Raw genomic sequence first — 12,487 nt, forward strand, 5'->3', positions numbered from 1 at the left:
TCAGCCTAAGTGATCCGCATGGCGACAAAAAAGCCTCCACTGAACGGGGCTTTTTACCGGGTGTTTCTGCTTGCTTGAACAGGCCGTCCAGCGCGTTCATCGCGCCGTTGTTTTCAGCCTTGGCCTGCTGCTTTTGCTGGCCCGCGTCGACTCTGGCCTGAGTTTCATCGATTTTGTTGCAACCTTTGTTGCTCGCTCCAGCGCGGCCTGAATCCAACACGTAAAAAAGCCCCGCCGGGTTAACCCGGCAGGGCTTGGCGAGCCACAGCGATTACAAGCCGGCAGCGGTACGCAGGTCGTTGGCGCGGTCGGTTTTTTCCCAGGTGAAGGTGGTGAAGGTGTCGTCGCCGACCGTCTTCTGCGCAGGGGTACGACCGAAGTGGCCGTAGGCTGCGGTTTCCTGGTACATCGGGTGCAGCAGGTCGAGCATGGTGGTGATCGCGTAGGGGCGCAGGTCGAAGATCTCGCGCACCAGCTTGACGATCTTGTCATCGCTGATCTTGCCGGTACCGAAGGTATTCAGCGAGATCGAAGTAGGCTGGGCCACGCCGATGGCGTAGGACACCTGAATCTCGCAGCGCTCAGCCAGGCCGGCGGCGACGATGTTCTTGGCCACGTAACGACCGGCATAGGCAGCGGAACGGTCAACCTTGGACGGATCCTTGCCGGAGAACGCGCCACCGCCGTGACGGGCCATGCCGCCGTAGCTGTCAACGATGATCTTGCGACCGGTCAGGCCGCAGTCGCCCACCGGGCCGCCGATGATGAACTGGCCGGTCGGGTTGATGTGGAACTGGGTGTCCTTGGTCAGCAGCTCGGCAGGCAGTACGTGCTTGACGATCAGCTCCATCACGCCTTCGCGCAGGTCTTTGTAGGAGACATCCGGGTTGTGCTGGGTGGACAGTACGACGGCGTCGATACCCACCACTTTGCCGCCTTCGTAACGGCAGGTGACCTGGGACTTGGCGTCCGGGCGCAGCCACGGCAGCAGGCCGGATTTACGTGCTTCGGCCTGGCGCTGTACCAACTGGTGAGAGAAGGTGATCGGTGCGGGCATCAGCACCTCGGTTTCGTTGCTGGCGTAGCCGAACATCAGGCCCTGGTCGCCAGCGCCCTGATCTTCAGGCTTGGCGCGGTCGACGCCCTGGTTGATGTCGGGGGACTGCTTGCCGATGATGTTCATCACGCCGCAGGTCGCGCCGTCGAAACCGACGTCGGAGCTGTTGTAGCCGATGTCGGTGATCACATCGCGCACGATCTGTTCCAGGTCGACCCAGGCCGTGGTGGTGACTTCGCCGGCGATGATCGCCACGCCCGTTTTCACCAGAGTCTCGCACGCCACACGGGCGAACTTGTCTTCAGCAATGATGGCGTCCAGCACCGCGTCAGAAATCTGGTCGGCGATTTTGTCCGGATGCCCTTCAGACACGGACTCGGAGGTGAAAAGGGAGTATTCGCTCATCTCGATGTTTTCCTGATATTTACCGATGGTGAGTGTCGCCAGCCGGTCGCTGAAAATGGCGGACCTGAATCTGGAAACCATTACGTAAACCTACATAGAGGCTTTCCCCGGGAACGAGTCCCGCAGCGGTGGCCCAACGGGCCAGATCGTCCTGTTCAAAACCCAACCAGAGATCACCGCAGGCCTCCCTGGCCCAATTCTGGTTGTGGCTGCATAAATCCGTTACCAGCAGGCTGCCGCCGGGGTGCAGCAACCCGGCCATTTGCTTGAGCGCGTCGGCGGGGACGGCAAAGTGGTGCAAGACCATGTTCAGCACCACGCAATCGGCCCGCAGGCGGGTGTCGCTCAAGGCGTCGGCCAGTTGCAGGCGGACATTGCCCAACGCCTCGCGTTCACACAGCTGGCGCGCCAGTTCAAGCATCGCCGGGCTGTTGTCCAGCGCCGTCACCTGGCCAAAGCGCCGCGCCAGGTCCGGCAGGAAACCGCCGTCGCCAGGGCCGACTTCCAGGGCTGTGGCCTCATTGCTGAAGCTCAGCTTGTCCAGCAGCGCCAGTACGCTTTCGCGGTACTGGGGCAAGCCGGCGATCAGGTCTTGCTGAGCACGAAATTTCTCGGCAACCCGTGCGAAAAAATCCTGGCTGGCAGCGGCGCGTTGTCCGTGAACCTGACTGACGCGTGACTGTACGTCGCTCGGCAGGTCCAGGCTGTCCACCTCGTCGAGCAGGGCGGCGTGCAGTTTGCCGCCGAGCAGTTCGGTGTGGGGCAGGGCGCGACGGTAAAAAATTGCATTGCCTTCGCGGCGGGTCGCCACCAGGTCGGCCTGGGCCAGTACCTTCAGATGATGGCTCATGCCGGACTGGCCGATGGCGAAGATCTGCGCCAGTTCCAATACGCCGAAGGAATCGTTGGCCAGTGCGCGCAATACGTTCAAGCGCAGCGGATCACCTGCAGCCTTGCAAAGGGCAGCCAGTTCATCGCCGTCGTCAGGACGCAGGGAGGGCACAGGTAGGTTCATAAGGCCAGCAGTCTAGTGACGGGTGGTAATCGCCGCAAGGCCAATATCAAAAAGTTTTGATATTGATCGATAAGTGGCAGTTATAAGCGGGCGCTATAACCTTTGGACGAACCGGCATCCGGGTTCTGCAAGGGATTGGCGGGCAAACCACAGGAAAAACCGCTTCAAGTGACTATCTGTCATTGCCCGCAGGCGGTGGCTGAGGGAAAATGCCGGTCCTTTTTTCCGTTTCTTTGTTCAAGCCCCCAGGAGATCAGCGATGCCCAGCCGTCGTGAGCGTGCCAACGCCATTCGTGCCCTCAGCATGGATGCCGTGCAAAAAGCCAACAGCGGCCATCCCGGTGCCCCGATGGGCATGGCGGATATCGCCGAAGTACTTTGGCGTGACTACCTGAAGCACAACCCGAGCAACCCGTCGTTCGCCGACCGTGACCGTTTCGTACTGTCCAACGGCCACGGCTCGATGCTGATCTACTCGCTGCTGCACCTGAGCGGCTACGACGTCACCATCGATGACCTCAAGAGCTTCCGCCAGTTGCACAGCCGCACCCCGGGCCACCCGGAATTCGGCTACACCCCAGGCGTCGAGACCACCACCGGTCCCCTGGGCCAGGGCCTGGCAAATGCGGTTGGCTTCGCGCTGGCTGAAAAAGTCCTGGGCGCGCAGTTCAACCGCCCCGGCCACGATATCGTCGATCATCACACCTACGTATTTTTGGGTGATGGTTGCATGATGGAAGGCATTTCCCACGAAGTCGCTTCCCTGGCCGGCACCTTGGGCCTGGGCAAGCTGATTGCCTTCTACGATGACAACGGCATTTCCATCGACGGCGAAGTTGAAGGCTGGTTCACCGATGACACCCCCAAGCGTTTCGAAGCCTACAACTGGCAGGTGATCCGCAACGTTGACGGCCACGATCCGGAAGAAATCAAGATCGCCATCGACACCGCTCGCAAGAGCGCGCAGCCGACCCTGATCTGCTGCAAGACCACCATCGGCTTCGGTTCGCCGAACAAGCAAGGCAAGGAAGACTGCCACGGCGCCCCGCTGGGTGACGCGGAAATCGCCCTGACCCGCGAAGCGCTGAAGTGGAACCACGGCCCGTTCGAGATCCCGGCCGACATCTACGCCGAGTGGGACGCCAAGGAAAAAGGCCTGGCCACCGAAGCCGAGTGGGACCAGCGCTTCGCTGCCTATTCCGCCGAATTCCCTGAGCTTGCCAATGAGCTGGTACGCCGCCTGGCCGGTGACCTGCCGGCCGATTTCTCGGAAAAAGCCTCGGCCTACATCGCCGAAGTCGCGGCCAAGGGCGAGACCATCGCCAGCCGTAAAGCCAGCCAGAACACCCTGAACGCCTTTGGCCCGCTGCTGCCTGAGTTCCTTGGCGGTTCGGCCGACCTGGCCGGTTCCAACCTGACCCTGTGGAAAGGCTGCAAAGGCGTGTCGGCTGAAGACGCCAGCGGCAACTACATGTACTACGGCGTGCGCGAGTTCGGTATGAGCGCCATCATGAACGGCGTGTCGCTGCACGGCGGGCTGGTGCCTTACGGCGCGACCTTCCTGATGTTCATGGAGTACGCCCGTAACGCGGTACGTATGGCCGCGCTGATGAAGAAGCGCGTGATCCATGTGTACACCCACGACTCCATCGGCCTGGGCGAAGACGGCCCGACGCACCAGCCGGTCGAGCAATTGACCAGCCTGCGCACCACGCCGAACCTGGATTGCTGGCGCCCTGCCGACGCGGTGGAATCCGCCGTGGCCTGGAAGCACGCGATCGAGCGCAAGGACGGCCCTTCGGCGCTGATCTTCTCGCGCCAGAACCTGCAACACCAGGTGCGTACCGACGCGCAAATCGCCGACATCAGCCGCGGCGGCTACGTACTCAAGGACTGCATCGGCGAGCCGGAGCTGATCCTGATCTCCACCGGTTCCGAAGTGGGCCTGACCGTTCAGGCGTACGACAAGCTGACCGCGCAGGGCCGCAACGTGCGCGTGGTGTCCATGCCCTGCACCAGCGTGTTCGAAGCCCAGGACGCCGGCTACAAGCAATCGGTATTGCCGTTGCAGGTCAGCGCGCGTATCGCCATTGAGGCGGCTCACGCCGACTACTGGTACAAGTACGTAGGCCTGGAAGGTCGCGTGATCGGCATGACCACCTACGGTGAGTCGGCACCGGCACCCGCCTTGTTCGAAGAGTTCGGTTTCACCTTGGAAAACATCCTGGGCCAGGCTGAAGAGCTGTTGGAAGACTAAGGCGCTAACGCGGTGGCCCACTGACCACCGCCTCTACTGTAGGAGCGAGCTTGCTCGCGAAGATCGTTAACGATAACGCAGCGTTTCTGGTTTAACGCGGCGCTCTCAAGTTCTTCGCGAGCAAGCTCGCTCCTACAGTGGTTTGTGTCGCCCCTACTGCGAGAACCCCATGCCCCAACCACGTCCCTACAAAGTTGCACTCAACGGCTACGGCCGCATTGGTCGTTGCGTCTTGCGTGCTCTGTTCGAGCGAGGGGCGGCGGCAGGGTTTGAAATTGTTGCGATCAACGACTTGGCCGACATGGCCAGTATCGAATACCTGACACGCTTTGACTCCACTCATGGCCGCTTTCCCGGCGAAGTGCGGGTCGAGGGCGATTGTCTGCATATCAATGGCGACTGCGTAAAAGTACTGCGCAGTGCCACCCCCGAGGGCATCGACTGGGCGGCGCTGGGTGTCGACCTGGTGTTGGAATGCTCCGGTGCCTACCACACCCGTGCCGACGGCCAGCGTTTTCTCGATGCCGGCGCTCCGCGCGTGCTGTTTTCCCAGCCGATGGCCAGCGAGGCGGATGTGGACGCCACCGTCGTCTACGGCATCAACCAGGACTGCCTGACCGGCGCCGAGCTGCTGGTGTCCAACGCCTCGTGCACCACCAACTGCAGCGTGCCGTTATTGCGCCTGCTGGACCAGGCGATCGGCCTGGACTACGTGTCGATCACCACGATCCACTCGGCCATGAACGACCAGCCGGTGATCGACGCCTATCACCACGAAGACCTGCGCCGCACGCGCTCGGCGTTCCAGTCAGTGATTCCGGTGTCCACCGGCCTGGCGCGTGGTATCGAGCGATTGCTGCCGGAACTTGCCGGGCGAATCCAGGCCAAAGCGGTACGGGTGCCGACGGTGAACGTGTCCTGTCTGGACATCACCATGCAAACCGTGAGCGATACCGATGCGGTGGAGGTCAACCGGATATTGCGCGACGCCGCCACCAGCGGCCCGCTCAAAGGCTTGCTGGCCTACACCGAGTTGCCCCACGCCAGCTGCGATTTCAATCATGACCCGCATTCGGCGATTGTCGATGCCAGCCAGACCCGCGTTTCCGGCCCGAGGCTGGTGAACATCCTGGCCTGGTTCGACAACGAATGGGGCTTTGCCAACCGAATGCTCGACGTTGCAGAACACTATCTGCAAGTGGCTTCCAAACAACCTCAACAGTAATTCAGGAACTGCGACCCATGACCGTGTTGAAGATGACCGACCTCGATCTGCAAGGTAAGCGCGTACTGATTCGCGAAGACCTCAACGTCCCAGTCAAGGACGGTGTTGTCACCAGCGATGCGCGAATCCTGGCCTCGCTGCCGACCATCAAGCTGGCCCTGGAAAAAGGCGCGGCCGTGATGGTCTGCTCCCACCTGGGTCGCCCGACCGAAGGTGAGTTCTCCGCCGAAAACAGCCTCAAGCCTGTGGCCGAATACCTGAGCAAGGCCCTGGGCCGCGACGTACCGTTGGTGGCTGACTACCTGGGCGGCGTTGACGTCAAGCCTGGCGACATCGTGCTGTTCGAAAACGTGCGCTTCAACAAGGGCGAGAAAAAGAACAGCGACGAGCTGGCCCAGCAATACGCGGCGCTGTGCGACGTATTCGTGATGGACGCCTTTGGCACCGCCCACCGCGCCGAAGGCTCGACCCACGGCGTGGCCAAGTTCGCCAAGGTCGCCGCTGCCGGCCCGCTGTTGGCCGCTGAGCTGGATGCGCTGGGCAAGGCCCTGGGCGCTCCGGCGCAACCGATGGCCGCCATCGTGGCCGGCTCCAAGGTCTCCACCAAGCTGGACGTACTCAACAGCCTCAGCCAGATCTGCAACCAGTTGATCGTCGGTGGCGGCATTGCCAACACCTTCCTGGCCGCAGCCGGCCATCCGGTGGGCAAGTCGCTGTACGAGCCGGACCTGCTCGATACCGCCCGCGCCATCGCCGCCAAAGTCAGCGTGCCGCTGCCGGTGGACGTGGTGGTCGCCAAGGAATTCGCCGAAAGCGCCGAAGCCACCGTCAAGCTCATCGCTGACGTGGCCGACGACGACATGATCCTGGATATCGGCCCGCAAACCGCAGCCAACTTCGCTGAGCTGTTGAAGGCCTCCCAGACCATTCTGTGGAACGGCCCGGTCGGCGTATTCGAATTCGACCAATTCGGCAACGGCACCAAGGTGTTGGCCAAAGCCATCGCTGAAAGCTCGGCATTCTCCATCGCGGGGGGTGGCGACACTCTGGCGGCCATCGATAAATATGGCGTTGCTGATCAGATCTCCTACATTTCTACCGGTGGCGGTGCGTTCCTCGAGTTCGTCGAGGGCAAAGTACTGCCGGCCGTTGAAGTGCTGGAAACCCGAGCCAAAGGTTAAGGCGCGCGTGATCAGGAAAAAGGAGCGTCCCATGATCAAGTCGTTGGCACTGGTGATAGCAGTGGGCCTGTTGGCCGGCTGCAGCAGCACGCCAAGCGCGGCGCCGGAAGCTGAAAAGCCGGGGCCGGTGCAGAAGAAAAGCTGCTACCAGGCCGACTGGCAAGCGGAAACCATGCCGGTGATCAACAAGCGCATGGGCAATGAACGGCTGGAGAAATACGACTCCGCGCCCAACGGTCAGGAACAGGGTTGCCCTTGACGGGTCTGATCCACTAACCCACAGCAATGGCGGCCTTGTGTCGCCCTGCGAGGATTGGCAATGAAAGGCGCTATCGCCCTGGCAACCCTGGCCTTGTTGGCCGGTTGCAGCAGCATGAACATGTTCGACAAGGCTGGGCCGGAAGGTAAATGGACGACGTGGACCTGCGACAGCAAGGCCGAGGTCAATTGGCGCTTCGCCAACCCGGCCCGCACTGAGGTGGATGTACGCCTCGGCGGTTCCGACCAGGTTTATCGCCTCAAGGAGGACGTGGCGGCTTCGGGTGTGCTGTACAGCGATGGCCAACTGGCCTTTCATACCAAGGGTGAGGAAGGCCTGGTCTACTGGGTGGCCACAGATGATCTGATTGGGCGCGGCTGCAAGGCCCAATAAGATTTCGAATTTGATGAGATCCAAATGTGGGAGGGGGCTTGCTCCCGATTACGGTAGGTCAGCCAGCACACAGGTGTCTGGCAAACCGCTATCGGGAGCAAGCCCCCTCCCACATTAAATCCGGTTCCAAAGTGACATAGGTTGTGAGCCGGACACTGCAATAACGATTCAGCAGCACAAGGCTCAACCCCTTGATCTGCAATAACTTGAATAGCAGCCGCCGCTACGGCAGGCTTGCACGATTAACGACCCTCGACCGGGAGAGACAACACAATGGCACTTATCAGCATGCGTCAAATGCTGGACCACGCAGCCGAGTTCGGCTACGGCGTTCCAGCCTTTAACGTCAACAACCTTGAGCAGATGCGCGCCATCATGGAAGCCGCTGACAAGACCGACTCCCCCGTGATCGTCCAGGCTTCGGCCGGTGCCCGCAAATACGCCGGTGCACCGTTCCTGCGCCACCTGATCCTCGCGGCCATCGAAGAATTCCCGCACATCCCGGTGTGCATGCACCAGGACCACGGCACCAGCCCTGACGTGTGCCAACGCTCGATCCAGCTGGGCTTCAGCTCGGTGATGATGGACGGCTCTCTCGGCGAAGACGGCAAGACCCCGACCGACTACGAGTACAACGTACGCGTCACCCAACAAACCGTGGCCATGGCTCACGCCTGCGGCGTATCGGTTGAAGGCGAGCTGGGCTGCCTGGGCTCCCTGGAAACCGGCATGGCCGGCGAAGAAGACGGCATCGGCGCCGAAGGCGTGCTGGATCACAGCCAGATGCTGACCGACCCGGAAGAAGCCGCCGACTTCGTCAAGAAGACCCAGGTAGATGCCCTGGCCATCGCCATCGGCACCAGCCATGGCGCCTACAAGTTCACCAAGCCACCGACCGGCGACGTGCTGGCCATCGACCGCATCAAGGAAATCCACAAACGCATCCCCAACACCCACCTGGTGATGCACGGTTCCTCCTCGGTACCGCAAGAGTGGCTGGCGATCATCAACCAGTACGGCGGCGACATCAAAGAAACCTACGGCGTACCGGTTGAAGAAATCGTCGAAGGCATCAAGTACGGCGTGCGCAAGGTCAACATCGACACCGACCTGCGTCTGGCCTCCACGGGCGCAATGCGTCGCCTGATGGCCACCAACCCGAGCGAGTTCGACCCGCGTAAATTCTTCGGCGCTACCGTGACCGCCATGCGTGATGTGTGTATTGCACGTTATGAAGCGTTTGGTACTGCCGGTAATGCTTCGAAGATCAAGCCGATCTCGTTGGAAGCGATGTATCAGCGGTATTTGAAAGGTGAGTTGAACGCTAAGGTCAATTAAGCCTCAGCGTTTAAAAGGAAGCCCGCAGTGATGCGGGCTTTTTTGTGCTTGGAGAGGGCAGGCCGCAACGGAGCCGTAGGACGAGCGCTGCATGCTCAGGCTACGCGATCCAATGTGGGAGGGGGCTTGCCCCCGATGGCTGTATATCAGCTAACACATTCAGAGACTGACCCACCGCTATCGGGGGCAAGCCCCCTCCCACAGGATTCATCGGAACTTGCCTACTCACGATTTTACTCGTGATCAATATCCAACTTCGCAAACGTCACCTTTGCCCCTTCCTTGCTATCCCCACTGTTGTCCTGCACATACACCCCCGCCTTGAAGTACAGCGGCTTGTCGGCCCAGGCCGCGCCGATGCGTTCATTCCACTCACTGTCGGCCGCGTACACGCTCAGTAGCCCGGCTTTGTTGAGGTTGATCACATAGGTGAAGGTCTTTTCCAGTGGCACATTGGAGGCAACGATGATTACCCGGCTTTCAGATTCGTCCGGGCGCATGCGCACTTTGGCGACGATGTTGCCGGTCTGGGTTTTTTCCTTGAACTGGTACTCCAGTTTGATCAGCGGTTTCTGGCTGTCGTAGGCGTGGATCTGGCCGATCACAACCTTGCCGGTGGACGGTACCTGGTTGACGGTGAGCGTGGCGCGCAGGAAGTTATCGGCTTCGGGGTAGGTCCAGTTGCGCAAGCGCCCGTCGGCGTAGGTTTCGCGCAGTTCGCTGCGCGGGTAGATGGCGTTTTCCGTGCGGGTGCCGGTGACAGGGGTCCAGAACTGCACATCGCTGCCTTCGGCCTGGAAATACTGGTCATTGAAGCCGTTGAGCAGCTTCGGGGTTTCGATGGTCGTGGGCGGGGAGCCGACCGGAATGCTCAGGTTCCAGGTGGAAAGGTCGATCATGGTGTTGGCCTTTTACGAGGGGTGAAAGCTTTAGCCCGAGGGCTGCACAGGTTCTTTATAGGTGGTGTTAACCAAGTTGTTAACACTGACTGGCAATTTATTGGCGTCAGCAGAATGCCAAAAAGCCATGTTGCCCATGGTACGCGGGCTACAGAGCCTTACCGTTAGTCGGCTGCCTCGGCTTTGGCGCAATGATGGCATCGACGTTACTTCTGCTTTTTTATAACCGGGGCTAGAGTGAGGCCTCATTATTTGTCCGGTTTAAAGTACCCGAAGTGACCGGTGCAGTTCCTTAAGGAAGAGACGTAGCATGGATTGCGCTCCAAACCTCGGCGACGGCAGTTCAGTTCTCTTGGTGGTCGATGACTACCCGGAAAATCTCGTCAGCATGCGTGCAGTGTTGCAGCGCGAAGACTGGCGAATCATTACCGCCGCTTCCGGTCTGGAGGCCCTGGAATTGCTGCTGGTCCACGACGTCGATCTGGTATTGCTGGACGTGCGGATGCCCGGTATGGATGGCTTCGAGGTGGCACGCCTGATGCGGGGCAGCCAGCGTACGAGCATGACGCCGATCATCTTTCTCACCGCCGATGCACAGTCGCCCGACGCGGTGCTCAAAGGCTATGCCAGCGGTGCGATCGACTACCTGTTCAAGCCCTTCGACCCGCATATCCTCAAGCCCAAGGTGCAGGCGCTGTTGGAGCATCAGCATAATCGCCGCGCCCTGCAGCGGTTGAGCCATGACCTGGAAGCCGCCCGCGCCTTCAATGCCTCGGTGTTGGACAACGCCGCCGAAGGCATTCTGGTGGTGGGCGAGGGCGGCGTGATTGAGTATGCCAACCCTGCGATCTCCAGGCTGCTCAACGCCACGATGGCGGAGTTGCAGGGCGAGAGTTTCTTGAGCTTCCTGCAAAAACCCCATGTGCCAGCCTGGTTGGGGTTCCCGATGTACGAGGCCTATCGCAAAGGCGAAACGTGGCGCTTGCACGATGCCATCTTGCGCACCAGCCGTGGTCAACAGGTGCCGGTGGCGTTGTCCTGCGCGCCCTTGCCCGCAGAGCAGAAGGCGATGGTGGTGACGGTGCTGGACATGTCCGAGGTGCGTCACTTGCACCAGCAGCTGGAGTTCCAGGCGGTGACCGACCCGTTGACCGGGCTGCTCAATCGTCGCGGCTTCTACCAGACAGTGGGCAACATGTTGTCGCGCAGCGAGCGCAATGAGCAGTCGCTGGTGTTGCTGTACCTGGATCTGGATGGCTTCAAACGAGTCAACGATACCTTGGGCCACGACGCCGGTGATCGCGTGCTGCGCTGGGTTTCCGAGCAGATGCAGGCGTGCCTGCGCTCCTACGACATTCTGGGACGCATGGGCGGAGATGAATTCACTGCCTTGCTGGAGCTGGAGTTCCCGGAGCAGGCGGCGAAGATTGCGGAGAAACTGATCGAACGGGTGTCGGTGTGCCAGCAGGTCGACGGTCTGGAGGTGATGCTTGGGGTCAGCATCGGTATTGCGACGTTTCCCGACTGTGGCTCGGATCTGAGCGGTTTGTTGCGCGCGGCGGACATTGCCATGTACGAAGCCAAGCGCGCCGGCCGTCAGCAGTATCGCTATTACGACCAGGAAATGAACGGCCGAGCCCGCTCACGCCTGATGCTGGAAGACAGTGTGCGCACCGCGATTCAAAACAAGGAATTCACCTTGGTGTACCAGCCGCAGGTGTCACTGGAGAACGGGCGCTTGCGCGGTGTCGAGGCATTGCTGCGCTGGCAGCACCCGAGCGTCGGCGATGTGTCGCCGGGTCTGTTTTTGCCGTTGCTGGAAGAGGCGCGCTTGATCAGCCAGTTGAGCACTTGGATTTACCAGCAAGTCGCCGCCCAACGCCAGGCCTGGCAAGCGGCGTTCGATGAAGAGCTGGTGCTGAGCGTGAGCCTGAGCAGCAGCCAGTTCAATATGCCTAACCTGGCCAGTCAACTGCGCCAGGTCCTCGAAAGGCACGGGTTACAGGGGCGGCAGTTGGAAGTGGAAATCGGTGAAGACTGCCTGATGAGTAACCTTGAGGAGTCGACCAAGCAGCTCAAGCTGTTGCGTGGGCTTGGGGTGCGTATCGCCCTGGATGACTTTGGCTCAGGGCGTTGTTCCCTGGCGCATTTGCGCGACCTGGCGTTCGACACCCTCAAGCTGGACCCGCAATTGGTGGCCCGCCTGCCAGGCTCGGCACGGGATGCAGCGATGGCGCGCAGCATCATCGAGCTGTGCGGGCATTTCGATGTTTTGGTGATCGCCGAGGGCGTAGAAACCCTTGAGCAGTCGCAGTGGCTCAAGGCCCATGGCTGCTCGTTCATCCAGGGCACCTGGGCGGCGGCGCCGCTGATGGCCGAGGACGTGGTCGGTTGGTCGCACCCTCACACGCTTTGAATTCGCTACACTGGCGCCCGTCCGAACCACGTTGCAGACCCC

The 12,487-nt window shown here is 60.9% G+C and carries 11 protein-coding genes; 8 read left to right on the forward strand and 3 right to left on the reverse strand.

Annotated features, from left to right (window positions below; genetic code table 11):
* The first annotated feature begins 70 nt into the window (after nt 1-70).
* Nucleotides 71-211 carry a hypothetical protein gene (locus C4J89_RS26860; RefSeq protein WP_164487585.1) on the forward strand — a complete coding sequence of 47 codons (141 nt, stop codon included), beginning with the start codon at nt 71-73 and terminating at the stop codon, nt 209-211.
* Between the two features lie 60 nt (nt 212-271).
* Here the strand turns inward: C4J89_RS26860 and metK are convergent, their stop codons facing one another.
* Together metK and C4J89_RS02015 are read right to left on the reverse strand one after the other, a co-directional pair.
* Entirely contained in the window at nt 272-1,462 is a 1,191-nt protein-coding gene (gene metK / locus C4J89_RS02010; protein ID WP_124360902.1) for a methionine adenosyltransferase, read from the reverse strand.
* A 19-nt stretch (nt 1,463-1,481) separates the two neighbouring features.
* Complete coding sequence (locus tag C4J89_RS02015; protein ID WP_124360903.1) at nt 1,482-2,477, reverse strand: metalloregulator ArsR/SmtB family transcription factor; 996 nt, start codon at nt 2,475-2,477, stop codon at nt 1,482-1,484.
* A 259-nt stretch (nt 2,478-2,736) separates the two neighbouring features.
* Here C4J89_RS02015 and tkt point away from each other — a divergent pair, with 259 nt between their 5' ends.
* The 6 genes from tkt to fba all read left to right on the forward strand — a co-directional run bounded on the left by tkt (nt 2,737) and on the right by fba (nt 9,130).
* Nucleotides 2,737-4,734, forward strand: coding sequence for a transketolase (gene tkt, locus C4J89_RS02020; RefSeq protein WP_124360904.1), 1,998 nt, complete (start codon nt 2,737-2,739; stop codon nt 4,732-4,734).
* 169 nt (nt 4,735-4,903) lie between these two features.
* Complete coding sequence (gene epd, locus C4J89_RS02025; protein WP_124360905.1) at nt 4,904-5,959, forward strand: erythrose-4-phosphate dehydrogenase; 1,056 nt, start codon at nt 4,904-4,906, stop codon at nt 5,957-5,959.
* 17 nt (nt 5,960-5,976) lie between these two features.
* On the forward strand, nt 5,977-7,140 hold the full coding sequence (locus C4J89_RS02030) for a phosphoglycerate kinase (RefSeq protein ID WP_057014011.1): 1,164 nt from the start codon (nt 5,977-5,979) through the stop codon (nt 7,138-7,140).
* 31 nt (nt 7,141-7,171) lie between these two features.
* Entirely contained in the window at nt 7,172-7,399 is a 228-nt protein-coding gene (locus C4J89_RS02035) for a hypothetical protein (RefSeq protein WP_124413611.1), read from the forward strand.
* 60 nt (nt 7,400-7,459) lie between these two features.
* A complete protein-coding gene (locus C4J89_RS02040; RefSeq protein WP_124413612.1) occupies nt 7,460-7,792 on the forward strand; it encodes an MliC family protein in 333 nt (110 codons plus the stop codon).
* A gap of 273 nt (nt 7,793-8,065) precedes the next feature.
* Nucleotides 8,066-9,130 (forward strand): class II fructose-bisphosphate aldolase, encoded by a 1,065-nt coding sequence (gene fba / locus C4J89_RS02045; protein ID WP_003177554.1) that lies wholly within the window; start codon nt 8,066-8,068, stop codon nt 9,128-9,130.
* 233 nt (nt 9,131-9,363) lie between these two features.
* Here fba and C4J89_RS02050 read toward each other — a convergent pair whose 3' ends face one another.
* Nucleotides 9,364-10,029: a polysaccharide lyase family 7 protein gene (locus C4J89_RS02050; protein WP_124360908.1), complete on the reverse strand. Its 666-nt coding sequence runs from the start codon at nt 10,027-10,029 to the stop codon at nt 9,364-9,366.
* 310 nt (nt 10,030-10,339) lie between these two features.
* On the opposite strand from C4J89_RS02050, the gene C4J89_RS02055 reads away from it, so the two are divergent.
* Entirely contained in the window at nt 10,340-12,445 is a 2,106-nt protein-coding gene (locus C4J89_RS02055; protein WP_124413613.1) for a bifunctional diguanylate cyclase/phosphodiesterase, read from the forward strand.
* Nucleotides 12,446-12,487: the final 42 nt, after the last annotated feature.

Origin of the sequence: Pseudomonas sp. R4-35-07, assembly GCF_003852235.1 — a bacterium.
Taxonomy (GTDB): Bacteria; Pseudomonadota; Gammaproteobacteria; order Pseudomonadales; family Pseudomonadaceae; genus Aquipseudomonas.

Bases quoted from the DNA above. Each gene is read 5' to 3' on its own strand.
- C4J89_RS02055 (WP_124413613.1), top strand. From the start codon at position 10,340: ATGGATTGCGCTCCAAACCTCGGCGACGGCAGTTCAGTTCTCTTGGTG.
- C4J89_RS02015 (WP_124360903.1), bottom strand. From the start codon at position 2,477: ATGAACCTACCTGTGCCCTCCCTGCGTCCTGACGACGGCGATGAACTG.
- C4J89_RS02030 (WP_057014011.1), top strand. From the start codon at position 5,977: ATGACCGTGTTGAAGATGACCGACCTCGATCTGCAAGGTAAGCGCGTA.
- C4J89_RS02035 (WP_124413611.1), top strand. From the start codon at position 7,172: ATGATCAAGTCGTTGGCACTGGTGATAGCAGTGGGCCTGTTGGCCGGC.
- C4J89_RS02040 (WP_124413612.1), top strand. From the start codon at position 7,460: ATGAAAGGCGCTATCGCCCTGGCAACCCTGGCCTTGTTGGCCGGTTGC.
- tkt (WP_124360904.1), top strand. From the start codon at position 2,737: ATGCCCAGCCGTCGTGAGCGTGCCAACGCCATTCGTGCCCTCAGCATG.
- epd (WP_124360905.1), top strand. From the start codon at position 4,904: ATGCCCCAACCACGTCCCTACAAAGTTGCACTCAACGGCTACGGCCGC.
- C4J89_RS02050 (WP_124360908.1), bottom strand. From the start codon at position 10,029: ATGATCGACCTTTCCACCTGGAACCTGAGCATTCCGGTCGGCTCCCCG.
- metK (WP_124360902.1), bottom strand. From the start codon at position 1,462: ATGAGCGAATACTCCCTTTTCACCTCCGAGTCCGTGTCTGAAGGGCAT.
- fba (WP_003177554.1), top strand. From the start codon at position 8,066: ATGGCACTTATCAGCATGCGTCAAATGCTGGACCACGCAGCCGAGTTC.